The organism is Phormidesmis sp. 146-33, assembly GCF_052939515.1.
Map to the genome: position 1 here is coordinate 1 of NZ_JBJPHU010000106.1, position 23612 is coordinate 23612.

At 46.0% G+C, this 23612-nt stretch carries 19 protein-coding genes, 1 tRNA gene and 1 pseudogene; 14 read left to right on the plus strand and 7 right to left on the minus strand.

The genetic code is table 11. The features are described from left to right. Positions 1 to 19: 19 nt before the first annotated feature. The 5 genes from ACJ2PR_RS28180 to ACJ2PR_RS28200 form a co-directional block, all read right to left on the minus strand. The gene (locus tag ACJ2PR_RS28180) at positions 20 to 475 is read right to left on the minus strand and encodes an AAA family ATPase (RefSeq protein WP_446879456.1); all 456 of its coding nucleotides are present in this window, start codon (positions 473 to 475) and stop codon (positions 20 to 22) included. Continuing rightward, entirely contained in the window at positions 472 to 645 is a 174-nt protein-coding gene (locus ACJ2PR_RS28185; protein ID WP_446879457.1) for a hypothetical protein, read from the minus strand. The genes ACJ2PR_RS28180 and ACJ2PR_RS28185 overlap by 4 nt, the downstream gene beginning before the upstream one ends. A 21-nt stretch (positions 646 to 666) precedes the next feature. Continuing rightward, positions 667 to 2781, minus strand: coding sequence for a DNA phosphorothioation system restriction enzyme (locus tag ACJ2PR_RS28190; RefSeq protein WP_446879458.1), 2115 nt, complete (start codon positions 2779 to 2781; stop codon positions 667 to 669). Between the two features lie 26 nt (positions 2782 to 2807). Beyond that, the gene (locus ACJ2PR_RS28195) at positions 2808 to 3113 is read right to left on the minus strand and encodes a pyrophosphohydrolase domain-containing protein (protein WP_446879459.1); all 306 of its coding nucleotides are present in this window, start codon (positions 3111 to 3113) and stop codon (positions 2808 to 2810) included. Positions 3114 to 3190: 77 nt separating this feature from the next. Further along, positions 3191 to 3841 carry a ribbon-helix-helix domain-containing protein gene (locus tag ACJ2PR_RS28200; RefSeq protein ID WP_446879460.1) on the minus strand — a complete coding sequence of 217 codons (651 nt, stop codon included), beginning with the start codon at positions 3839 to 3841 and terminating at the stop codon, positions 3191 to 3193. Between the two features lie 324 nt (positions 3842 to 4165). Between ACJ2PR_RS28200 and ACJ2PR_RS28205 the strand changes: the two genes are divergently transcribed. From ACJ2PR_RS28205 to ACJ2PR_RS28250, 10 genes and pseudogenes are all read left to right on the plus strand, one after another. Continuing rightward, positions 4166 to 4978, plus strand: a complete 813-nt coding sequence (locus tag ACJ2PR_RS28205) for a TnsA endonuclease N-terminal domain-containing protein (protein WP_446879461.1) — start codon at positions 4166 to 4168, stop codon at positions 4976 to 4978. Between the two features lie 18 nt (positions 4979 to 4996). Beyond that, positions 4997 to 7237 (plus strand): Mu transposase C-terminal domain-containing protein, encoded by a 2241-nt coding sequence (locus ACJ2PR_RS28210; RefSeq protein ID WP_446879462.1) that lies wholly within the window; start codon positions 4997 to 4999, stop codon positions 7235 to 7237. Between the two features lie 174 nt (positions 7238 to 7411). Then, positions 7412 to 7933: a hypothetical protein gene (locus ACJ2PR_RS28215; protein WP_446879463.1), complete on the plus strand. Its 522-nt coding sequence runs from the start codon at positions 7412 to 7414 to the stop codon at positions 7931 to 7933. A 112-nt stretch (positions 7934 to 8045) separates the two neighbouring features. Next, positions 8046 to 9701: an ATP-binding protein gene (locus ACJ2PR_RS28220; RefSeq protein WP_446879464.1), complete on the plus strand. Its 1656-nt coding sequence runs from the start codon at positions 8046 to 8048 to the stop codon at positions 9699 to 9701. Then, a complete protein-coding gene (locus tag ACJ2PR_RS28225; protein WP_446879465.1) occupies positions 9698 to 11686 on the plus strand; it encodes a TnsD family Tn7-like transposition protein in 1989 nt (662 codons plus the stop codon). Before ACJ2PR_RS28220 ends, ACJ2PR_RS28225 begins: the two co-directional genes overlap by 4 nt. 22 nt (positions 11687 to 11708) lie before the next feature. Further along, on the plus strand, positions 11709 to 13658 hold the full coding sequence (locus ACJ2PR_RS28230) for a TnsD family transposase (protein ID WP_446879466.1): 1950 nt from the start codon (positions 11709 to 11711) through the stop codon (positions 13656 to 13658). A gap of 654 nt (positions 13659 to 14312) precedes the next feature. Beyond that, positions 14313 to 15338: a Mu transposase C-terminal domain-containing protein gene (locus ACJ2PR_RS28235; RefSeq protein WP_446879467.1), complete on the plus strand. Its 1026-nt coding sequence runs from the start codon at positions 14313 to 14315 to the stop codon at positions 15336 to 15338. A gap of 1359 nt (positions 15339 to 16697) precedes the next feature. Further along, positions 16698 to 16919, plus strand: a pseudogene (locus ACJ2PR_RS28240) (IS701 family transposase); the annotation flags it as partial. Between the two features lie 44 nt (positions 16920 to 16963). Next, positions 16964 to 17608: a hypothetical protein gene (locus ACJ2PR_RS28245; protein WP_446879468.1), complete on the plus strand. Its 645-nt coding sequence runs from the start codon at positions 16964 to 16966 to the stop codon at positions 17606 to 17608. A 111-nt stretch (positions 17609 to 17719) separates the two neighbouring features. After that, complete coding sequence (locus ACJ2PR_RS28250; protein WP_446879469.1) at positions 17720 to 18103, plus strand: hypothetical protein; 384 nt, start codon at positions 17720 to 17722, stop codon at positions 18101 to 18103. Between the two features lie 154 nt (positions 18104 to 18257). Here ACJ2PR_RS28250 and ACJ2PR_RS28255 read toward each other — a convergent pair whose 3' ends face one another. Continuing rightward, positions 18258 to 19691 (minus strand): sugar transferase, encoded by a 1434-nt coding sequence (locus tag ACJ2PR_RS28255; protein WP_446879470.1) that lies wholly within the window; start codon positions 19689 to 19691, stop codon positions 18258 to 18260. A 393-nt stretch (positions 19692 to 20084) separates the two neighbouring features. Here ACJ2PR_RS28255 and ACJ2PR_RS28260 point away from each other — a divergent pair, with 393 nt between their 5' ends. The 3 genes from ACJ2PR_RS28260 to ACJ2PR_RS28270 all read left to right on the plus strand — a co-directional run bounded on the left by ACJ2PR_RS28260 (position 20085) and on the right by ACJ2PR_RS28270 (position 22653). Further along, the gene (locus ACJ2PR_RS28260; protein ID WP_446860734.1) at positions 20085 to 21020 is read left to right on the plus strand and encodes a glycosyltransferase family 2 protein; all 936 of its coding nucleotides are present in this window, start codon (positions 20085 to 20087) and stop codon (positions 21018 to 21020) included. A gap of 76 nt (positions 21021 to 21096) precedes the next feature. Further along, complete coding sequence (locus tag ACJ2PR_RS28265; protein ID WP_446869645.1) at positions 21097 to 21738, plus strand: hypothetical protein; 642 nt, start codon at positions 21097 to 21099, stop codon at positions 21736 to 21738. Positions 21739 to 21741: 3 nt separating this feature from the next. Further along, positions 21742 to 22653 carry a pentapeptide repeat-containing protein gene (locus ACJ2PR_RS28270; RefSeq protein WP_446869644.1) on the plus strand — a complete coding sequence of 304 codons (912 nt, stop codon included), beginning with the start codon at positions 21742 to 21744 and terminating at the stop codon, positions 22651 to 22653. Between the two features lie 76 nt (positions 22654 to 22729). On the opposite strand, the gene ACJ2PR_RS28275 is transcribed toward ACJ2PR_RS28270, so the two are convergent. Further along, positions 22730 to 22802: transfer RNA gene (locus tag ACJ2PR_RS28275), tRNA-His, on the minus strand. 172 nt (positions 22803 to 22974) lie between these two features. Here ACJ2PR_RS28275 and ACJ2PR_RS28280 point away from each other — a divergent pair. Next, complete coding sequence (locus tag ACJ2PR_RS28280; RefSeq protein WP_446879471.1) at positions 22975 to 23358, plus strand: DUF4359 domain-containing protein; 384 nt, start codon at positions 22975 to 22977, stop codon at positions 23356 to 23358. Positions 23359 to 23612: the final 254 nt, after the last annotated feature.

Here is a 23612-nt window from a genome sequence, read left to right on the forward strand (position 1 = left end):
ATAAGTGACAAAAAGTATTTTACAACACATTAGCATATAGCTTCCGGTAGACCCTCACATCTTCCGGTTGATAGCTCGTGGGCAGCCATCGCCCCATCTCATTTTGTGCCAGCAGTCGCAGTTCACTCTTACCCTGCTCCACCCCGTCTTTTTGCTTATAGGCATGGCACACTCGTTTTGCTTGATATTGGGTCCCGCTATGCTCGAAGACCACCTCAGCCCAACATTCTATCGTCGCCCCGACCTCAGCTTCTGCGATCGCTCGTTTGTTCACCAACTGCTCTTCGGAGGCAAACGCAGCCGTAAACTTCTCATACAGCACCCAGGTAAAAGCATTTAGTAGCCCAGTTTTTCCAGCTCCGTTGTTGCCATGAATCACAGTGATTTTGCCACGATCGCTACTCGCCAGCACAATCTTTGGAGTCTGCCCATAAAACTGCCGAAAGTTGTACAGCCGAAGCGAAAGCAGTTTCATGACACTTCGTCCTTGATGATCATCAGGATGTCATCGTTGATGTGACGGGGGTTTTTCATATAAAGTTTGTCTCGTTCCGCCTTTAATACCCGCTCAATAATCCGCCGCACTTCTAGGGGTGCAGAGGTGATCGGCTCCTGCACGTCATTCATGTTCAACTCTTTCGTCATGTCTATCACTCAAGCCTGATCCTATAAGTCTAGTAAGCTATAGCGCTCTTGCAACGCCAATAGCTTGACTCTCGCTTCGCCAGCGTTGTCTGCCAGGTTAGTAAACTCAACAAATCGCTGCAATTCTTTACGGAGCAAATTTCGCTCTGTTTCTAAGGTTTCCCGCCCCAAGTCGGGAGGCAACACAATCATGTCAAATAGCGTTGCCCGTTGCTTATTAGGGTGAGGTCGCAGAATTCGTCCCCGTCGCTGTACGAACTGCCGAGGGTTGCCGCTACTTGCCAAAATCACAGCCGTTTGAATCGCTGGAATGTCCACGCCTTCATCCAAGCAGCGAATTGCCACCAGTCCTGGCAGTTCCCCCAGTTCAAACTCACGGCGCAACTCTTCCCGTTCATCCAAAGTCGTCTCAGCCGTGTAGGTTGCCACCCCATAGCCCATTTCTTTGCCTAGAATCTGAGCCACAGCCTCTAACTGCCGCTGACTCTCATCGCTCAGGTCATCCTCAACTGAGCCATCACCGCAGTAAAACAGGGTATGGGTGGTATTCAGCCGCGATCTCATCACGTCTCTCAATGCCTCCAGCTTGTTTGCTGCCGCTCCAATCAATCGTGCCCGTTGCATCAGCAGCGCAGTCAGACTGTGGTTGTCTTCATCTCCGCCAATGGCGATCGAGCGCCCAATCTTGCTCGTCAGGTCTGCATAAATCTCGATTTCTGGCTCTGTGAGTTCCACCAAAATCGGGTAATACAAGTAGTGAACCAGCGCCCCCTGCTGAATCGCATCCCGCAACGTAAACTCAGGCTCCAGCACTGCACCGAAGTAGTCGAACAGCGATTGAGTGCCGCGATCGTCAAAATACCGTTCTGGCGTTGCTGATAGCCCCAGTCGCAGCCCAATACGACGCGGCAAGCTGGCTTCTAATTTCTGTGCTCCCAGATTATGCGCCTCATCTCCCACAATCAGCGTCTTTTGGGGGAAGAAGGGTAGCTGGGACTGCAAGCCTTGCCCCATCAGCGTGGCGTTCGTCGTGATGACAGTTAGAAATGGCTGGTGTCCCGATCGCACGTTATAAAGCTGGGTCGAAAGGAGGCTTTGCCACGACCGGACATTCTCAAACGCCAGTACAGGCGCTAACCCAAATTTCTGACACTCCCTCGCCCACTGCTTTACCAGATGCCGATAGGGACAAACCACAAGCAACGCCTGAAGCTGAATTTTTTGGTAGAGTTCCGCAGCGATCGCCAGTGCCGTGATCGTCTTGCCACTCCCAGTCGCCATCTTTAAGGTGCCTCGCCCTTGATTGGTAAACCAATTGGCGATCGCCTGCTGCTGATAGGGACGCAAATTCAACCAGGATGGAGTGACCGGATAAAGTGATGGAACATCAGATTGTGCAGCAGAAATAGAATAATCCCCCTGAGATTCGCGGCTTCTAAACTCTGCCCCCTCCATCATCGGAAATTGCGCTGGGCACAGACGTAGCAGTGATCGACGTGCCGCCTCTGGAAAATCTAGAATGTCCAGGGTTGGAGTTTGATTTTGCCACAGTCGCTGGAAGTCGTCAATCTTCTCGGCAATGCGCTCATCGTCCCCCGATCTCCAGGAACGGAACACGTCAATACACTCAAAGTTGTCAATCAACCCACTGGCACTCTCATTCGCTGACCCCGTAAAGACAACCACCTGATCATCTAGATCTCTAAAAATTCCCAGCTTTTCATGGTAGATACCTTGCTGGTAAGGGTTCTGATGTACCGCCAGCTTAATTTCTAGCAGTTCCCGGCTTAAAAGCCACGCCAGATAGCCCAGCCTATCATTTTCCAGTTGCTCAAGTTGCCCCAATTCCCGTACTAGGGCAGCTTCGATAACTTCTTCTCGCTGCCTGAGTCCCTGGGCGATCGCATCCGCATCTTCTGAAGATAGATGGGGCGAGGCAATCAGCCGCATCCTACCGCCCACGCGAATCAGTGCCGAAACACCTCTCGCCGCCGCTGCCAATGAAGTGCTGGAGAAAAACCCAACTGCCCGATTGTAGGTGAGCGATCGCTTCAAACAGGGGATATAAAAGTCCTCCAGCAGGTTGTGGCGATCGCTCCGATACTGGTTTCGTAAGTCGAGATCCTTCAGACTCAAAAAGACAGCTCCTAGTAATCCTGTCTCTAGTCTGCCCCACTCCAGAGCAACCGGATACGACGACTGAACCCACCCCGCTCGAGCTGTCTTCGTTTTTGCTCCTTTAGAACGGCTTCTCGGTCGATTCCAGAAACCTCCATAAGAGTATCTATGACTTCGTACAAATCAGCCAGTTCCGTTACCAAGTCCGCTTTAGTAGCCGCCGCTGCTGCCTCTTGTGCTTCTTCCACCAACTTTGCCCGCAGAGCCTGATGGAATTCTTCCTCCTCCATCACTTCCACAGCACACTCTCGCCCAGCTGCCTGAATGATTTCGGGGATGCGATCACGCACTAATTTGTCCTGGCATGTTTTTGAGCTGTATTGTATTGGGGTCTCCACAGGTTTAAATCTCTACAAACTCGTCTACTTCAAGTAGGCTCATCAAGTGGTTTTCGGTAACTAGGGACACGTTTGATGGAACTACTTTTCTTGATTTTAGGACGATCTCGAAGCAGTAATTGAAGTAGCATCTCTTCTCGAATACTCTCAAAAGCTTCTTTTACGTCTAACCAGATAGATTTTGATTCTCGAGGATCACAGGTTAGCCAAAGAATAAAGAGGTTATCCTGCAAACCTCCAAATTGCATTTCTATATGCTTAATGACAGTTTCACTTTGAAAGTGCTTATGCAGGTTAATGGCACAGCCATAGTACGTATGAACCCAGTCGCTGACGACAAAACCACCCGTCTTGCTCGGTAGTGAGGCGCGATCAGTAAACGGAAGAACATAGACTTTGGATGGTTCCACCTCATCTAAGGATGGCAGTGATTGTAGAGACTGCTCAATGAATGAGTAGACTGACTCATCAAATACCCGAGAACTAGAGCTTATGGGGTCGTTCAGAGTAATCTCTCTGCGACCGATTCTTTCAACTAGCTCTGAGCGGGAAAGCCCTCGTTCTGCTGCCAGAACGTCAAGTCCTTCTACAGCATGAGGGGTCAGCGCCATGTTGACCCTACCTTTCACCTGATCGTGAAGCTCAGGAACGCCTTTAGTGCGCTTTTGTCCCTTAGGCATTTAGTTGCTCTGGGGTTAATAGAGTGGATGCTTCTATGATCCCACGTTCGCATCAGCAGTTTCAATCCCCAAGAGGAATCAGACTCGTGGGGAGAAATACTTCAGAGAGGGCATCTACACTCACAGTGCTGACCTTCTAAACCATGACCAACAAAGGCTTCCCGAACAGATTCTTGCATTTGGCTAGATGTTGTGTATACTTGTGTATATTCTGGGAGCTTAACTCTATGGTCTTCCTTAAATCTCTGGTTCCAATCAGAAAGGCAAGGTTCCAGTAGTTCAACGGGTTCTCAAGTTGGTCGCACATACAGTCACAAATTTCGTATGGCTGGAAAACGAAACCGCAAATCTGTAGAAAAGCGAGTTGAAGAAGGGTGTGGGCAGGGTAGAGGCGCTGACTACACGCCTGCCATTTGGGTAAGAGATTTTTCCTCTAAAGGTTTTTCCTCTCAAGGAAAAGGTTGGAAAACCGGCAGAGACCACCAGTTTTTAAGCCTAAACGAACTCAAATATTTCTATGTATTGGAATGGATGGAGATCGTTACCGATATTCGTGAGCAGTTTCCGTTATTTCTGGAGGAAACGTTGGAGATAGCGAGATTGTGCGGCATTAAACATTCATTTGATGATGGTAAGCCACTTGTTATGACAACAGATTTTGTAATTACAGTCAAAAAAGGGATGGAAACCGAAGAGTGGGTCCGAACATGCAAAACTGTCGAAGAATTACAAAACTCTAGAACTTTAGAGAAGCTTGAAATCGATCGCCGATATTGGCAGGCAAGAGAAATGAACTGGGGCATCGTGACTGAGCGGGAAATTCCAGGTGTTCTGGTCAGCAACATGATGCAAATCCACGACTTACATGACTCTAAAACCCTTTATCCTCTCTCGGAAGCTGATATTCGCCAGGTTTACTGTTTTCTCACTAAAGAAGCTCTTAAGGGCGAGGAATCCCTTGTAGCCATAAGTGAAAGATGTGATAGGCATTTCTGTTTGGAGGGTGGCACTAGCCTTACGGTTGCCCAACATTTAATTGCTACGCGACAGTGGTTGGTCAATATGAACATCCCGTTGAATACACAGTTTAGAGAGAAATTAATTTTTCTGAAATCCCCTTCTATTGAGCTTGAATAAGCTGATTTAGAAAGTGCAATGAGCATTGATCAAAATTGTTTAATTGAGTTTTTGGATGGCACGAAAAATGTCAGTAGCACAATTCGCGTACTGCAAATTGTGAATGATGATGTCGTCACTATTCAACTTTACAATTCAAGTGCTCTACCTTTATGGCAACGGTACTCTGAACTCGAAGCCGAACTTATTCAAGGATCTGCTCGAATCCTGGAAGCAGATCCTTTTAGTCATCTTTTTCGCCCTGAAGAAACTATCCCGGAATTGCATCGTAAACTCCGAGACGAGAGATATCAGATTATTGCCCCCATTGTCGAAAGTGGTTTAAAGGCGTTTGATAAGCGCGAGCGAGGTGCCTTAATCAGGGTAATAGTAGACAATACTGGAGTTACCAAGAAAACAATCTATTTCAACTTGAGATTATGGTGGTGTGGAGGACAAAAGCCAAATACCCTTCTTGCTGGCTGGGATCGCTGTGGTGGCAAAGGAAAAGAACGGCTTAAAGATCCACCAAAAAGTGAGAAGGGTAAGGGATTTCAGCCTCCTGACTCTTCTAAGGGTGAGAGTAAACACAAGGATAAGCCAGCCCGACTTCGAGTTGATAAGAGAATTCGTAAAATTATTGTCCGTGCTGCAAAGCTATTTCATGAGAAAAATGGAATGACTCTGAAGGACGCTCGGCAGCGTATGCTAGAGCGTTTTTTCGCTGTGAAGGACCAAGACCGGGATGGGAATGAAGTACCTCTTTTATTTCCTGTGGAGCGGCGTCCCTCACAAAGACAATTTAATTACTGGTACTACGAAGATCGTGAAGACAGACTCAAGGAAGCACTAATTGCTCGTGAGGGACAAAAGCGTTATAACACAACATATCGAGAACTTCTGTCCAACACAATGAAGCTAGCGCCGTATCCAGGCGCATTTTGGCAGATTGATTCTACGGTTCTTGATATCTACGTTGTTAGTTCTTTAGATAGAAGCAGAATCATTGGTCGGCCAGTCCTCTACTTAGTGGTTGACGTTTTCAGCAGAATGATTGTTGGCTTCAGCCTTGCTTTAGAGGGTCCCAGCTGGTTTGGTGCTGCCCTCGCACTTGAAAACGCAACCGCAGATAAAGTGCAGTTTTGCGGAGAATTTGGAATCACAATTCTCCCCGACGAATGGCCGTGCCAACATCTTTGCAAATTTCTCCTTACTGATCGAGGAAGTGAATATTTAAGCAATCATACTGAGCACTTAAAAAATGCGTTGAACATCACCTTGATCCATACTCCAGCCTATAGACCAGACTGGAAACCAATCGTAGAGCGTAAATTTAGAACAATTAATGACCTAGTTATTCACTGGGAACCGGGAGCCGTACGCAAACCTCGTGATCGCGGTGACCCTGATTATCGACTCGATGCAATATACACACTGCATGAATTACGCAAAATCACCATTCACATGATCCTCTTCTATAACAACTACAACTATCTTGAGGAATACCCAGTGAGCAGAGCAATGATCGAAGACCATGTTGAGCTAATCCCAAATAGTCTTTGGGATTGGGGGGTTGTTGAGTGCGGTCGTCCTCGACGCGAAGCTGCTGACATCATCCGGTTGAACTTACTACCTACTGCCGAAGCCACAGTCACCAGGCGTGGAATTTCTTTACTTTCCCCACGCAAAGACGTTTCTTTTAGAGAACGATTGCTCTACAACTGTGATTTGGCAGCTCGTGAGCAATGGTGTGTCAAGGCGGTAATGAACGGCAGTTGGCGAATTCCAGTCGCTTACAATCCCCGTAAACTAGATGAAATTTATCTTCGCCTAGATAATGGCAGAAGTTTGGAGATTTGTAGTCTTCTCGAAGATACTTTCACAGGTTGTGATTCGTATGAAGCGGCTGAGTATTTTGTAGATTCCGCCTCAGAACGCGACGATGCAAAGTCTACCCAGGAGCAAGGGCAGGCTGTACTAAATGCCAATGTAGACCGTATTCGAGAGCAAGCTGAGAAGGAAACCAAGGCAGCCGCACAAGGTAAGAGCAAGCGGGAACGGTTGGAAGGGAGTCCGCAAGATCGCAGGGAAGAACGCGATCGCGAAGGTGCGTCGTCAAAGGTTTGGCAGTTTGGGAACAGTTCATCAAACCAGGAAAACCAATCTGTACCAGACAGCGTGTTGCCTAAAACTCCGCTTAACAATGACGAATACGTGCCGCCGCCACAAGATACTGACCTGATTGATCAAATGTTAAAGGAGGCTTGGGAAAATGACTGACTTAATATCCAAACGCTCATCTGCCTATTGCTGGCATTGTTCTGAGTCCTGTAAATACTGCCGACTAAAAGCGTGTCGTTTTTACCTTCAATATTCAGCAATCTGCCCAATGAGATAAACCAAAATCGTCTTCCAAGCCTCATCGCAAACCGTATCAGCTGTGTGTACAAAGCCATGAATGTTTTTAGTCACAACTCTGATGTCCACAACCTCGTGATTCAAAAACTGGTAAAGGTACTAAAAAATCACTGTGTCAATCTTCTAATAATTGACGAAATACAAGTAGTGAGCAACAACACCCCAAAACAATCTCCAAAGCGTCGCTTGAGAAAGCATGAGGAGTTTGCAGTTTATCAAGACGCCAAAGTTCCGCAGTATCAAGGTAACCCTGTAATCAAAGCTCTGCCACTGTCTCTGTCAAAACCTGCCTTGATGAGGTATTTCCTAGGTTGCCCACAATATTCTGAGGATCAGCGTACTTGGTCAGTAGGATTTCGTCTGCAAATGATTCTGCAGGCACTAAGGCTTTTTACCCTTTCAGATACGCACTGTTATCTTGCTTGGCAAGTTGATGGTGCAACCCATCTAAGCTACGAAAAACGTAGTCCTTTAGACACGGACTTTTGGAACAAGATTGAGCAGGATGTTGATTCAATTAATTCCATCTGTTGTGGACAGGGCACTTCTAATAATTGACGAAACGCAGGTGTTGATTCAACCCGAAGAGGTTAATACTAAAAATCTGTGCAGGCTTTTCTCAAATTTCGGTTGCACCATTCTTTTATTCAACTCATCCTAAAGTTTAATTATGAACAAAAACACTCCAAACCAATCCCTGAAGCGCCGCTTGAGGAAGCATGAGGAGTTTGCAGCTTACCGAGACCCTAAAATTCCCCAGTATCAAGGTAACCCTCTAATCGAAGCCCTGCCGTTACCTCTATCAAAGCCCAATTTGATGAAGTATCTCCTAGACTGCCCATCTTATGATGAGGAACAGCGTACTTGGTCACCGGAACTACGTTTGCAGATGATTTTGCAGACGCTCCGGTTCTTTACTCCTTCGGACATCCACTATCATCTTGCCTGGCAAATTGATAGTGCAATTCGACTCAGTTACGAGAAGCGAAATCCTTTAGACACTGATTTTTGGGACAAGATTGAGCAGGATGTTGAATCAATTGATTCTACTTGTTGTGGTCAGGATATCGAATTGATTGACCCCAGTTGGTGTATTCCCACTGATGAGGAACATACAGCCACCAGTCTAAGCATTTTAGGAATTAGCGGTGTAGGCAAAAGTACAGGTCTACTGAGGATTCTTAAGCGCTACAAACCTGTCATTCTTCACAGTCGCTACGGCGATCGCAATTTAACCCTCAAACAAATTTCCTGGATGAAGTTGGAGTGCCCAAGTGATGGGTCTTTGAAAGGCTTGTGCCAAAACTTTTTCCAAAAAGTTGATAGCCTTTTAGGAACTCGGTATTACCAGAAGTATGTTCGATCCAAGCGAACAGTGGACGACATGATTCCAGACATGGCAAATATTGCTGCAGTTCACTGCATTGGTCTTTTAGTCATCGACGAAATCCAGAACTTAGACCAGGCTAAAAGCGGAGGTGCTAAAAGAATGTTGAACTTTTTTGTTCAGCTTATCAACACTCTAAATATTTCCGTTGTCCTAGTCGGAACCTATAAGGCGTGGGAAATTCTTGGAGATGAATTTCGGCAAATCCGTCGTGGATCTGGTTTAGGGGATTTAGTTTGGGATCCAATGCAAAACGATAGTGTTTGGAACTTATTCGTTACCTCGATGTGGCGCTATCAATACACCAGAAAATCCTGCTCAGCGACTAAAGCCCTTAAAGATGTTTTGTACCACGAATGTCAAGGAATCACCGATTATGCTATCAAAATGTACCTACTAGCACAGGTAAGAGCAATTTTGACAGGTACGGAGGAGATCACACCAGGATTAATTAAGTCAGTAGCTCGCGATCATTTCCGCACAGCCAAAGAAGTTCTAGATGCATTGAAGGAAAAAGATTGGAAAAAGCTTAAAAGCTGCAAAGACGTTAAACCAATCAATATCGCTCCGGCTATTAAGCTTGCTCAGAAGCAACTTGACCAAATAAGCCAGACAAATGATCTTTCAAATCAAGTCGATCGTTCCTCCGATAGTTATTCGGACGTAAATCATTCAGTGACAGACAAACTGGAAGTTCAGCCACCTCAACAGTTCCCTCCGTCTTCTTCAGAGACTGCAGAAGAAATGGAGGATGCTTCTGCCTCCGTTAAAACCAACAAGAGGCGCTCAAAGCAGCAAGAACAAGAAACTTCTCTGAAATTAATCCTGCCGGAGATTGGAACCTCAGCTACTAAAAAAGGCATAACTACTTATCAGATGCTCCAACAGAAAGGGTTTATTAAGTCTCCCGAGGAATTCGTTTTAGAGGCGATCGTATGACGAGCAAAAATTCTAACGAATTTGCTGAATTAAGCTACTTTCCTGAGTTACTTCCCGACGAGCTACTGTACAGTGCCCTCGGAAGGTATAAAAGACGGATGCGGTATTCAAGTGGGGACTACGGTGCTCAAGATTTGTTTGGAAACCGAGGTGCTTCAGCAGTTGTTGACTTACCATCTCATCTTGATCACTTAGTTTCAAAGCTACCGCTTGGTCATCAATACACTGCAGATCAACTGATTGATAAGCATACTCTCTTGCCTTTCTACAGCCCTTTTTTGCCACCGGAGAGGGTTATGAAAATCCGAACAGGAATGAAAGAAGCGGGTGGCTTAACAATACACAGTTTAGCTGGAATTGTTCCAAGCAGAATCCGAGTACCAAATTGGTTGCGATTTTGTCCCTTGTGTTTGGAAGACGATAAGAAGCGCTATGGTGAGATATATTGGCATCGCCTCCACCAATTACCTGGTGTAGAAGTCTGCCCCCTGCATCAAGCTTTTCTAGAGAATAGCAACGCGCCGGCACGGAATCGAACCCAGCAAAATACCTTTATTTCAGCTCGTGAAGCAGTAGATAACAGACCTGTTCGAGCACTTGACCTCAGTAACCTATCACATCAAGTTTTACTAAAGATTGCTCAAGAAGCCGACTGGCTACTCAATCAACCATGCCTCACTTTTGAACCAAGTGATTTGAGTGAGAAATACCTTATTCTCCTTACCGCCTCTAGGTTTACTTCAATAAATGGAGTAGTTAGTACTTCGGATTTTCAAAAATGCTTCCTAGAATTCTATCCATCTGAAGTCCTGCAACTACTTCAGTGTCATCCCGCCGAAAAAGGTCGTAGTCCTTGGTTGGGAATGATCCTAACTGATCTTAAACGCAATAAGATGCATCATCCTCTCCGGCACTTATTGATTTGTCAGTTTTTAAGTTGTAAGTTGGATGACTTCTTCAAAATTTCACTTCGCCCTCAGGAAATTGTGAAACCTTTTGGAGAAGGACCATGGCCCTGCCTTGATGTAACGAGCGATCATTATAAGCAATTGACCATAAAGGTATGCAGAATTTGGCGTAATCCTGATACAGCTAGACCAACAGGTAAGTTTACATGTTCATGTGGGTTCAGCTATTCCAGAAGAGGACCTGATTTAGATGAGCAGGCTATTTACCGATATGAACGCACGTTGGGGTTTAGCCAATCTTGGGATCACAGATTAATTGAACTTTGGGATAATCCATCCTTAAGCGTCGAAAAGATTTCGGCTCACTTGCAGGCTAGCCCAACTACTGTAGTTAAACAAGCACATCGTCTCAATTTATCATTTCCTCGCTTGGCGCATGGTACTAACACTGTGGAAGGCAATGCTAAATATTTGGTGCGATTCAAGCAAAAGCATCAAAATTTTCAGGAGACCCAGGCTATCTATCGTAATCAGTGGCTAGCGCTTAGGGAGAACCATTCAACCCTAACGCGCAAGCAATTGAGAAATCTTGATGTAAATCTTTTTGATTGGTTATACAGGAACGATCGGGAATGGTTCGAAGACAACTTACCTTCTCCTCATAAAAGGGTAGGGACAACAAGAAAAAAAGATTGGGAAAGTTATGATGAACAGCTAAAACTTGAGGTTTTGGCTGAATCAGAACGCATTAAAAACCTGCCTGGTAGACCTGTCAAAGTTACACCTGGTCTAATTAGCTCTCGGTTAGATCGCAGGTTGGCCAAAAGAGATTTAGAAAAACTTCCTGAGACAGCGAAAGTACTGTCTGATGTGACAGAAACAAGTGAAGATTTTGCAGTTCGCCGGATTTATTGGAGTGCCGAACAATTTCGTAAAGAGGGAATTTGTCCGAGTCAAAATCAGTTGCTTCTCAGAGTGTCTCTTCAAAATCCTAAAACACATCCAAGAACTCCGAAAATCCAGAAAGCTATTGACCTCGCTTTACAGGCTTGTGCATCAATAATTGCTAGCAATTAGAAAGATATTTATCTGGCGTAGTATGAGCAACCCAGCGTACTCAGATATTGGCAACTTCGCTGATCCGTTTCCGGATGAAACGCTTCATAGCCTGTGCACTAGGCTGTTTGATAGAACTCGTATGTCGAACAGTAAGGTTCTCATCAATGAACTTTTCGGCAGTACTAGTGCTGCAAGCATTGTTGACCTTCCATGTCGCTTAAATCATTTTGTTGCCGTTCTCCCTTTTGGACATTGTTATACCGTTGATATTTTGCTTAACAATCACACTCTACTACCGTTTTATAGTGCTTTTCTCCCTATACAACGAGTAGAGCAGTTAAAGCAGGATATGGCAGGAAATAATGGTCTTAAAGCTCAGATGAGATGTGGTGGAACAAGCAGTTCTATTCGTGCACACAGCTGGTTACGTTTCTGCCCCATCTGTATCAAGGATGACAAAGCTCGATATGGAAGCTTCTACTGGCATCGTTTGCACCAAGTCTCCGGCGTTGAGGTTTGTCCTGTTCATAAAGTATTCCTAGAAAATAGTGGCTTTAAAGCCAGAGAGCGCCGGATTCGGTATGAGCTTATTTCTGCCAAAAAAGCAATCCAACCAACGCCTGTGCGCTTAATAGACAGCTCAAATCCTTCACATCAAAGTCTTTTAAAGATTGCTCATGATGTTGATTGGTTGCTCACTCATCCAAACTTTGTACCAGGATTAGAATCAATCCGCGATCGCTACATCAAGCTATTAATTGAGCGGGGTTTGGCAACTTACACTGGGCAAGTCCATATCCAAAAACTAACTAAGGCACTGAATGGCTATTATTCGCATGAATTACTTAAGTTACTTCAATGCGAAATTAAGGAAGGGGATAACAATGCATGGTTTTTGAGGTTAGTGCGATCGCCTAAACATTCCTGCCATCCGCTGTACCATCTGCTCTTCATTCAATTTCTTGGATATACCGTTGAGGAATTCTTTCAACTTTCTAGTGAACTAAAACCTTTTGGAGATGGCCCTTGGCCCTGCCTTAATCCTGTATGTCCGCACTTCCGACAACTTTGTATTCAGACATTTGAACTTAAACGCGACAAAACACATGGAGGTAGGCTGACAGCTACTTTCAGTTGTGAATGTGGTTTTGTATACTCCCGCATGGGTCCTGACACTTCCTCCGACGACTTATTCAAGGTTGGGAAGATAAAAGAGAGAGGGAAAATCTGGGAAGTAGCGCTGGAAGGGCTTTGGAATGATCCAACAGTGACACTAATAGAGATGGCAAAACGTCTCGGCGCAGACTCCCAGTCTGTTAAGTACCATGCTGCTCGGTTAAACCTCACTTATCCGCGTCCAGGTCCTACTGTCAGACAGATTCAAAAGACAGTAGAACCAGTATCAGATGCTAAAAAGGTTGAGCTAAGCAAGCTGATAGAGTATCGCAACGAATGGTTGGAGATTGTACAAAATAATCCTGATGCTGGGAGGTCAGAGTTAGCAGAGCAACACCGGCGAGTTTATAGTTGGCTGTCTTTTTACGATCGAGAGTGGTTGTACGACCATCTGCCGCCACTGAAGAGCAGACCTCCTGTTTTGGCACAAATTGATTGGCAACAGAGAGATATTAAAATTTCGATCGCTGTGAGAACTGCAGCTGAACAGTTGAGAAATAAGCCTGAAAAACCAGAAAGGCTTACAAAGACAGCGATCGCTAGCAACAGCGGTTATCTCGCTCTCATTCAAAAACAACTGAACAAATTACCACTAACAGCTGAAACATTAATTGAAGTAATTGAGACAACCGAAGAATTTGCTGTACGCCGAATTTATTGGGTTGCAGAGCACTATCACCAAGAGGGTATTTGCCCTAAGGCATGGCAAATCATCCGGGAAACAGGCATCAAACCGTACATTGCAGAAATGCCAAAAGTTAAAGAAGCGATCGTCTTAGTTCTCAATCTATCTGAGCCAAAACAACTAAACTAATTAGGAGAAAATTTCAAATGAAAAACAGAAACGTTGGACGCAGAATCACTGCTCAGGAGCGAGAGTATTTCCGTAAAGGTATCAAAATGTTCTATATATTCTCTCCAGGAAACTCTCTAAGAAGTGCTTTTCACAAAACTCTATCAAGGTTTTTTGGTGTTGAAGACGAAACGCGGGATGGAATATCCAGAACAATTCTTCCAGCTTTAGAGGACTTGCCGACCTTTAGACAATTTTACTATTTGTACAATAAAGAATTTGCTTCCAAGCTGACAACCATTCAATCTGAACTAACTCGAAATCAACGAAATCTCTTACACAGTAGGCAGAGTACAGAGGCAAATTTGCTCTCGAACCCGCATCTGGATTGCAATCAAAATGATCTATCGCAAAGCCTCGGAGAATCCAATTCTAACCAATCTTGAAAGCACCCTGAGCAAAGGGAATAGTAACGCTATTACCTACTTCTCCAATTGGAGGGTTAAGTGTTGCACAACGAGATTGTTTCCAAGGCAATTCAAGAGCCAAGAATACGAAGTCAAGCAGTGTTGGTCTTGAAGATCAGAAAATCTTTTGCACCTAGATCTTAGAAGAAATACTGCGTTCACCAATGACACAAGTTCTACCCAAAAGAATTACTAAGGAGTTTAAAGTATGCAATCAAACAACAATGAGCAAAGTGAGCAAAATCTGTTAAGTCTTGGTTCTTCATTTAGGGTTGATGTAGATACTATTTCTACAAGGCTTGTCAGTTCCCTCGATCGATGCCGAATTTTGGGATATCCGACTGTTTACACAGTGCTAGATTGTTCAAATAAGTTAGTTGCAGGATTCAGTGTCTGTTTTGGCAAACCAAATTTTGCAGGTGTGATATTGGCATTACAGAGCGCTATTTCTAATAAGATGCCGTTTTGCCAGGAATTTGGCATCGAGATCACTGAATCAGAGTGGCCTTGTTATCACATACCTGATTTCATCTCAGTATCTTCAGACGCGGCTATCTTGTCACCTTCTCAAATGAGTTATTTATCCCAAACTTTTGGTGTAGGAGTGTTTGGAGTACCTCCTCATAGGTCTCCTTGGAGAGATGTCATAGAACGCTACTTTCCAATCGCCAATACGCAGGTCAAAGCAGCAGGAATACTATCACCTCTACATCAAGAATATAACCACAGTGATTCCCGTCTAGATGCAAAACTTAGCTTCAACGAGTTTCGTAAGATGGTGTTGCGTATGGTGTTGTATTACAACAATCAATTTCATCAGACTAATCTTCCTGTTACACATCCGATTGAAGGAGAAACTACAGGAGAAAGTCCGATTGAGAAATGGAATTGGGCTAGTAGACCTGTTGCTCAATCACGTATAACAAATGGCAACAGTGTTGAATTGAATTTACTACCTGTAGCCGAGGCTGCAATTACTGATCAGGGAGTTCTCTTCAATGGTTTGGTCTATATTTGTGAACCTATGACACGGGAACAGCAAATTATTGCGGCTAAACTTGAAAGGCCCCGCAGAGTTACAATTGCCTATAATCCTCAGAAGGTAGACCAAATTTACCTGAAGCTGGGCGATGGAGAGCGTGTTGTAGAATGTCATCTTGCATCACAATCAGACGCTTTTCAAGGGCTTTGCTGGCATGAGGTGCATGATTACCAAAATCATGATGCTGAGTAGAATTTACGGATCATGTTTGGCATAGAGCAGGAGTATTCATTATTTTATGATACTCCTGCTCTAAAGCTCTGTACCCTTTCAAAAAGTGGAATTGCCCGAAAGCTACAAATTCCAGTGCATAGAGAAGCACAAGTGTAAGGGTATCCATAACTTTGCTATCCATGCCATTTTCTGGCTTCCATTCCTCCTCATAACAGAAACGTAAATAGAAGGAGGGAATCAGTTCCCTTTAAATTGGCTCAGGTTAAAAAATAAGGAGGTAATTTTGGAAGAGAACTTAAACAAGTGGTTAGAGAAAAAGCGCCGCAGAGCTAATTATGGGGTACTACTTTCATATTCCTACTCAAGAATATGTTCTGTTTGTCAAAGCTACTGCTTCGGGCAGAATTCATTGCCATCTCATCAAAGTAACTCGTTCAATTTGCCCTGCTTCTCTTTAAATCTACCTGATAAGGCGACTCCTAAAGGGATGCTATCGCTAATCCTTTCCCCTTCTGATCCATCTGCGATGGGAAAGAGATTATCAGAACAGTTGATGATACAGGTGCAAAAAATTTTCAAGGCATGCTCAACTGAGATTCTCATCATTGCAACCCCTAACTCTCTCGATGAAAGAGTTATAGATTGCCTCCTTAGAGTTACGGCAGGAATGAAAATAGCGTTGATTCTGGCTGGAACACCTGAATTGCTCCCGAGTTTAGACACTCCGACTATAAATTCTATGAGGGTTTCCAGGTCGAGAGGTCATTGGGATTGTTATTGGCTTGATTAGTCTTCACCCAACTCATCGAAAAAGGCAGAGCTAAACTGTTGTGCATTAGGGAGAGAAGTGTGCTAAGCCTACTCTTGCAGAAAGTTCTGCAAGAGTAGGCTTAGCACCATGGAAGAACTACATCTCAGGAATCTATAAGAACTGTTTATAAGCTGCTAGTTAGTTGCCTTTAGTTAAATCCACCGTGCTAGTCTCAATTTAAGACTTAGCGATGAATCCTTCCACTGCCAATTCTTCGATTCTTGAAATGATTAATTAGTCAATTCTTCTTCTGTAAATTTTTAAGAAGCACTTCTGATAATTCGTATTGATGAGTATTTCTTACAGTGTGACAGTTTCCAACTTTATTGTTTCTATTCCTGCGCTTGTAGAAATAACCTCATATTCAGTTTCCAACTTTAGCCTGTTAAGTACTGTAAAGCGACGACGGAAGAATCAGGGTTTCAGCCTCGTTCAGTTTCCAACTTTAATGTTTCCGTACATTAGTGCTGATCAAGAGTAATAATTAGGTGAACTAGCAATACCCCTCTTTCATCACTCTAGCTGCGCTAAAATGAGAGCAAGTTCCTGAGATGCTTGTCATCGATATGGTTGAGCCACGCGAAGCCGTCGAAACCGTTACCTTTATCGATCACTACTGCGCGGTCTACCGCGATCTGTTTGTCGATGTGCGAAGTTTTGAAGCATTCAAATACTTGCATCTGGGCATGATGAGTGACCTTCCACGCAAATCATTACCAGCAATCGCTCGTGCGGTTGGACTATCGAATGATCAAGTCCTTCATCATTGCTTGAGTGAGTCACCTTGGTCTGTTGCAGCAATCATGGGGTATGGATGCCTGAAGAGGCTGAGATGATTGACAGCGATTGGCAGTGCTTTGAGCGGGTGTTTGCGGATGGCACAACTGAGCAACGCTACATTCAAGAAACCCTCTTTGGTCATCGGTTGACATGGCGCTACTGGTTGTTAACCAATGACCCAGAGACTTTACCGGACAATAGTACCTGGTCAGTGATGAGTCACCTAGATGAGCAGCGAGATCACTTTGACCAGATTGGCAATCTATATGGCTTGAGAACCTGGGTGGAGCATGGCTTCAAGCAATGTAAAGACAAGCTAGGATGGGCAGATTATCGGGTGACGCACTACGAGCAGATTGAACGATGGTGGGAGATTGTGAGTAGTGCCTACCTGATGGTGAGCTTACAGTTTGATGGATTGGACGGGAATGAGTGTTCAAATCCCGACCCGTTGTTAGAGAAGTTTCAGGAGCATCCGTGTTGGCAATCATCGAAGAGTTGGACTAGTCGATTGCACAACTTGCGGCTGATCATTGAGCCGTTCATCTGCTTCTACTTGCTTAAATCTTGGTTATTCGTGTTTGAGATTCCATTCTTAGAGCAGGGTTTCGCTCATCTCATTGCGATTCTAAATCAGTTTAGGGGTTGGCAATCTCAGCGTAGCAACTTGGATAACCACTACTTTTCATCTGCCTAGAGTGATGAAAGAGGGGTATTTACGCAAGTCGTCTGGCATGTCTCGCTCAAGCGACAAATTCGACTCGCTTACCTACAAGACATCCGCAAGCCCAGCAAGCCGGGCTACGTCGTGCTGTTCTCAACCGATGTGCAGCAAGCTGTTGACCAAATCTATCAGTTCTACAAGCTACGCTTTCAGATCGAATTCCTCTTTCGCGATGCCAAACAATTCACGGGTCTGTGTGATTGCCAGGCGCGCAATGTCAGAAAACTGGACTTCCACTTTAATGCCTTTAATGCCAGTTTTACTGCCCTCAATCTCGCTAAGTTGGAGGCGGCTCAAGCCAGCGCGGGTGTGCAGCCCTTAGTCTTCTCAATGGCAAGCATTAAGCGACGGGCACTCAACGACCATCTACTTGAGCGATTTATTTCAAAGTTAGCGCTGTCCCCGACGGTGATCAAATCCCATCCCAACTACGAAAGTCTGCGCTCCTACGGCGTTATCGCTGCTTAATTCTGTCCGAAGTGTTGAAAGATGAGCAATTGTTAGTAATTGTGAGAAAGTCGCTCACTGTTGATTAACCTTCGATCGCCCCCTCCAGAAACTTCTTTCCTGCCTCCTCCCTCCTACCTCCTCTCTCCTGCCTCCTCCCTCCTCTCTCCTCCCTTCAATAAGCTCCTTTGCCAAAGACGACAATGCGAATCGTTTCTAACAGAATGTCTAAGTCGAGATTGAGTGACCAGTTATCGATGTAGTAAAGATCCAGTCGAGCAGCGTCATTGAAGTTTTCGATCGTCGATCGTCCTGAAATTTGCCACAGTCCCGTAATGCCCGGTAAGACTTGATGGCGAATGTGGTGCCAGTCATCAAATCGAGCCACATCGCGTAACGGTAGCGGACGCGGCCCAACCAGACTCATTTGTCCTAAGAGAACATTGAACAACTGCGGCAATTCATCCAGACTGGTGCGCCTGAGAAAGTGTCCGATCGCCGTAATTCTCGGATCGTCTTTGATTTTGAACATTACGCCGTCGGTTTGATTGTGTTGCTCTAGAGAAGTTTGAAGCTGGGGAGCCTCGATCGACATCGTGCGAAATTTCCAGACCTGAAAGACTTTGCCGTGCAGTCCCATGCGTTCTTGACGAAAGAAAACCGGGCCAGGAGACGAAAGTTTGAGCGCGATCGCCACTCCCACAAATAGCGGAGCCAGCAGAATAATGCCAAAAAAGGCTCCCGCAAAATCGAGACAGCGCTTGATTCGGTAGTCCCAGCCACTCAAGAAGGGCGGTTCGACGCGCACCGTGGGCACCCCCGCAAAAATCTCTGGAACGCCTCGCCGATGAAGGGTTTCGACACTAGAGGGAATCAACCTCAGCGCAATGCCCGCCCGCCGAAGTTGCCAGTAGAGTGCCGATGCCAATTCTGTTTGGGGCAAATTTTCAGCGAGAACTTCTTGGGCGTTGGAGTTGAGAATCGATCGCAAAGTTGCCGCACTGCTCGCCGTCGAAGACAAGGCCGCTCCCACAATTTTGTAATGAGGTTGACGCTGGAGAATCTTTGCCAGCTTAGACAACCGATGCGCCGGGGCAATCAAAAACACCGAAACCTGACTGCGCGTTTGCTCAAACTGCCAGATCAACAGCGTCGCCATCAGCCGAAATCCGACAATCAGCCCAATGCTACTCAACCAGGCAGTGATTACCAGCGATCGCGGCGGATCAAGTTTTGGGTCATAGAAATACTGCACCACCAGAGACAGTAGATAAACCACGCTAACCAACTGCCCCGATCGCCCATAATTCTTCCACTGAGTCGGAGAACTATACAGCCCACCTCTCGCAAACACGCCCAGCGTCACCAATGCAAACAGCCAAAACAGCCCCGGCAACCCCACCCAAACCCCCCAATTAAGCTGCGGCGGCAACGGAGAATAAAACTTATTGAGAAACGCCGCCAACCGCCAAGCGATCGCCAACCCCGCCACATCGCTAATCAGCAGTACAAAAATTTTCTGCCAATCCCAACTCAGTTTTCGGGAGGCAAATCGATAAGGCGCACGGAGATCGACGGATTTGTGAATCTTGCGGGTTAAACCGTCCATTACAGCAGAGACGTGGGGCGACACCTTGAGTATTCCGCAAAATCTCTGAGAAGCGATCGAGGGGGTTGCGGATGCGGGTCAAGACATTCTCGACAAAACTCACAAAGCTCTTTCGTGCAGGAAGCTTCTCTAGGGAAATACACGGAAGATTTATCAAGACTTAAAGATAGCTTTAATCAAAGTTTGGGTGATTACCTCTAGTATTTTTTTATCAGGTTTTCAACAGCTTAATACCGCTTCAACCAAACGCTTTGAATTCTCGTAAATTGCACTCATTTGAGTGTATGCATCACCAATACCTTTAACCTCCAGGTAGCTCTCACTTCTAATACCTGGAAGGTTAAGGCACCACATCGCTTCACATCACAATTTTTTGACCCAACCTTAAGAAAAATGAATAGTCATCCTCCCGCTGTCTCGATTGGAATGCCAGTCTATAACGGAGAAGCCTTTCTCACCGCCGCTTTAGACGCAATTTTGGCACAGACCTTTACAAACTTTGAGCTAATTATTTCAGACAACGCCTCGACCGATCGCACCGAAGAAATCTGCCGCACTTACGCCGCTCAAGACGATCGCATCCACTATTACCGCAACACCCAAAACTTAGGAGCCGCCTGGAACTTTAATCGCGTTTTTCAACTTGCTCAAGGGCAATACTTTAAATGGGCAACCCATGACGATTTGTTGGCTCCAACCGCTCTAGAAAAGTGTGTCGAACTCCTCGATCGCGACGCTTCTACCGTTCTTTGTGCCTCTCAAGTGGGCTGTATCAACTGGCAAGGCAATGTCATCGAAGCAAAATGTGACCCCAGCGATCGCGCCTTAGATGCAGATCAACCTTCACGGCGATTTCGCGGCATCCTGTTGCAAACCTTCTGGTGTTATGAAGTGTTTGGGCTGATGCGGACAAGTGCGTTGAGAAAAGTCGCGCCGATGGGGAGTCACTATGGCTCCGATCGTGCCATTCTCGCTGCCCTCACATTACAGGGTCGCTTTGCAGAAATTCCGACAGCGCTGATCTTCAGACGTTTTCATCTCAAGCAGTCTACCGCCATGCAGTCGGCAAAAGAACGCGAACAATGGCTAAATGGAATTCAGAAAAAAACTCGGTTACAAGAGCGGCAGTCGGTCTGCTGTCTGATGGCGGTGCTGCAAGCTGAATTGACCTACACTCAGCGCCTTCGCTGCTTGGGCGTTTTGGCTCACTACTTGATTCGCCTCAAAAATTGGCAATACTTTTTCAGAATCTGGTTTCCCAAGCGTAAGCCTGCACATCCGTCGGTGCAATCCACGTTTGCTGCTAAAGAGACGATCGCGCTCAAGTAGGGTCGTCAAGCAATACAGTAGCGACAGGTTAGAAAGAAACCGTATACTGATCTAGCCTTTCACTCCTGGGTTTCCTTTGGGTATCGACCTTCGCAGCTACGTCTATCTCGACAGCTTACAGCCTCAACACGCCGCCTATCTGGGCACCGAATCACTGGGGTTTTTGCCCTTGCCAGGAGACGCTTCTCTCTGGATTGAGATTTCTCCAGGCATCGAAATCAATCGCATTATGGATGTGGCGATGAAGTCCGCAGTGGTTCGTCCTGGTGTGCAAGTAGTCGAGCGGCTGTACGGACTGTTAGAAATTCATGCCAGCAATCAGGGAGAAGTCAAGGCAGCAGGACGGGCCATCTTAGATGTTTTGGGCGTTCAGCAGCGCGATTGTCTCAAACCTCGAATCATTTCTAGTCAAGTGATTCGCAACATTGACGCTCACCATACTCAATTGATCAATCGCACTCGTCGTGGCAATATGATTCTCGCGGGACAGACCCTTTATGTCTTTGAAGTCGAACCCGCCGCCTACGCCGCCCTCGCCGCCAACGAAGCCGAAAAAGCAGCCCTGATCAACATTCTGCAAATCTCGGCTGTGGGTAGCTTTGGGCGGCTCTATCTGGGCGGTGCAGAGCGAGACATTTTGGCAGCCCAGCAAGGCGTTTTGGCGGCGATCGAGAACCTCCCCGGACGCGACTACCCCCTCGATTTGCGAAAGGAATAGGCAATGGCAAACATTCAGCATCTGAGGCGGTTGCAGCAGGGTGCCGTGAATTGGGTTGAGTGGCGATCGCACCATCCATCTACAGAACCTGACCTGAGTGCAGCCGATCTGACGGGCGCAAATTTACGCGGCGCAGCGCTCAGTCACACCAACTTGAGAAAAGCTGACCTGTCTGAGGCAAAACTAATTTCTGCCCAGCTAACGGGAGCAATTCTCAATCAAGCCAATCTCTACAAAGCTCAACTCATTGATGCGATTTTGCAACAAGCGGAACTGGTCGATGCTTGTCTGATCGCAGCCGATTTGAGAGGAGCCGATTTAAGCCACGCAAATCTGATCGGGTCGGATCTGAGGGGAGCTAACTTCGATCGAGCCGATCTGGTCGCCGCAAATCTGATTGGAACGGAGTTAAGAAGCGCCAGGTTTCGAGAAGCGGATTTGAGTCAGGCAGACTTGCGACACGCTCACTTGAGTCAGGCAATTTTGCTCAAAGCCAATTTTTCACAGGCTAATCTGAGCAGCGCTACGTTGTTTGAGGCAGAGGCGATCGAGGCGCATTTCTACCAGGCTGACCTGCAAAAAGCCAACTTGATGCAAATTCATCTCAGAGGTGGGCATCTGTTTGGCGCAAATTTGAGAGAAGCCAATCTGACGAGGGGCGATTTTGGCTGGGCCAATCTGAGTAAGGTAGACCTGACAAACGCCAATCTCACAGGCGCAAACTTGAGAGGCACCAATCTCACAGGCGCAAATCTCACAGGCGCAAATCTCACGGGCGCTTACATGCGAGGAGCCAACTTGAGTCGAGCTAACCTGACCTCTGCAAATCTGTTGGAGGTAAATTTGAAAGCAGTCAATCTCAACAGAGCCATTCTTAAGGGAACAATCATGCCCGATGGCAGCGTTCAACCTTGAGGGAACAAAAATGCAGGTTTGCATCGTCCCCAAAAATGACAACTTCACGCATTAACTCAGTCATTAACTTTAGAAGGGCGAACGATGGGGCTCGAACCCACGAATGGTGGAATCACAATCCACTGCCTTAACCACTTGGCTACGCTCGCCATTGCGATAACTAATATAGCATTCTCAGGAATGAATGATCCAGATTTTTTTTACTTTTTACAAATTGGTACGTGGGGAGCGATCGCGCCTAAGATGCGGTTGAGGAGCCTTTGAGAATTGCTGGGGAAGTGCCGACTCGTTGAACGATCGTCAGTAGTAAGGTAGCGACGGATGAAAATGTCCAGGCTGATAGCAGGAGTTTTGGGAGTAGCCGTCTTGGGGGCAGGGGTGGCGTTGGCGATGACCAATCCCAAACAAGAAGCGTTTGAAGAGTTTGCTTTGGAGCGAATTCGAGAGGATGCCTGCAAAGAACTGCCGTTGGGATTAGATAAGCAGTGTCCCAAGTTTGTGGATGACAATCGGGCTGAACTCAAAAAAATCATCACCCAAAACACAGAGCGGCGAGACTTTGGAATATTTAGCTACTACGAGACGAATCTATCGGTGCGATCGCTTGTCCCCCAACTGTCGATACTGCCGCTGCCCGCTTATCAGTTTGAGACAGTAGGCTTGTTTGGCAAGTTCTATTTATATGAAGCAACAAAGCAGCGATAACGACTTGGTTGATTTAATTGGTTGGCATTGCTGATTGGAGGGATGAATCTGTGGGAAGTGTCCATCTTTTCGCCCCCTAAATCCCCCAAAATTGGGGGACTTTGAACCTTGGGTTTCCCGCCGCTTTGGGGCAATTCATCCCCTGATTCAGCAACGCCAAAGTCCCTTACTTGTAGGAGATTTAAGGGGGATCAAACCTCAGCCCTCTAAAGGTCATTTGAGCGCTTTTTAATATTTGTTGTCATCCCTGTCAT

Bases quoted from the DNA above. Each gene is read 5' to 3' on its own strand.
- ACJ2PR_RS28270 (WP_446869644.1), top strand. From the start codon at position 21,742: ATGGCAAACATTCAGCATCTGAGGCGGTTGCAGCAGGGTGCCGTGAAT.
- ACJ2PR_RS28245 (WP_446879468.1), top strand. From the start codon at position 16,964: ATGATTGACAGCGATTGGCAGTGCTTTGAGCGGGTGTTTGCGGATGGC.
- ACJ2PR_RS28230 (WP_446879466.1), top strand. From the start codon at position 11,709: ATGAGCAACCCAGCGTACTCAGATATTGGCAACTTCGCTGATCCGTTT.
- ACJ2PR_RS28260 (WP_446860734.1), top strand. From the start codon at position 20,085: ATGAATAGTCATCCTCCCGCTGTCTCGATTGGAATGCCAGTCTATAAC.
- ACJ2PR_RS28220 (WP_446879464.1), top strand. From the start codon at position 8,046: ATGAACAAAAACACTCCAAACCAATCCCTGAAGCGCCGCTTGAGGAAG.
- ACJ2PR_RS28180 (WP_446879456.1), bottom strand. From the start codon at position 475: ATGAAACTGCTTTCGCTTCGGCTGTACAACTTTCGGCAGTTTTATGGG.
- ACJ2PR_RS28225 (WP_446879465.1), top strand. From the start codon at position 9,698: ATGACGAGCAAAAATTCTAACGAATTTGCTGAATTAAGCTACTTTCCT.
- ACJ2PR_RS28210 (WP_446879462.1), top strand. From the start codon at position 4,997: ATGAGCATTGATCAAAATTGTTTAATTGAGTTTTTGGATGGCACGAAA.
- ACJ2PR_RS28280 (WP_446879471.1), top strand. From the start codon at position 22,975: ATGAAAATGTCCAGGCTGATAGCAGGAGTTTTGGGAGTAGCCGTCTTG.
- ACJ2PR_RS28215 (WP_446879463.1), top strand. From the start codon at position 7,412: ATGAATGTTTTTAGTCACAACTCTGATGTCCACAACCTCGTGATTCAA.
- ACJ2PR_RS28255 (WP_446879470.1), bottom strand. From the start codon at position 19,691: ATGGACGGTTTAACCCGCAAGATTCACAAATCCGTCGATCTCCGTGCG.
- ACJ2PR_RS28205 (WP_446879461.1), top strand. From the start codon at position 4,166: ATGGCTGGAAAACGAAACCGCAAATCTGTAGAAAAGCGAGTTGAAGAA.
- ACJ2PR_RS28185 (WP_446879457.1), bottom strand. From the start codon at position 645: ATGACGAAAGAGTTGAACATGAATGACGTGCAGGAGCCGATCACCTCT.
- ACJ2PR_RS28200 (WP_446879460.1), bottom strand. From the start codon at position 3,841: ATGCCTAAGGGACAAAAGCGCACTAAAGGCGTTCCTGAGCTTCACGAT.
- ACJ2PR_RS28235 (WP_446879467.1), top strand. From the start codon at position 14,313: ATGCAATCAAACAACAATGAGCAAAGTGAGCAAAATCTGTTAAGTCTT.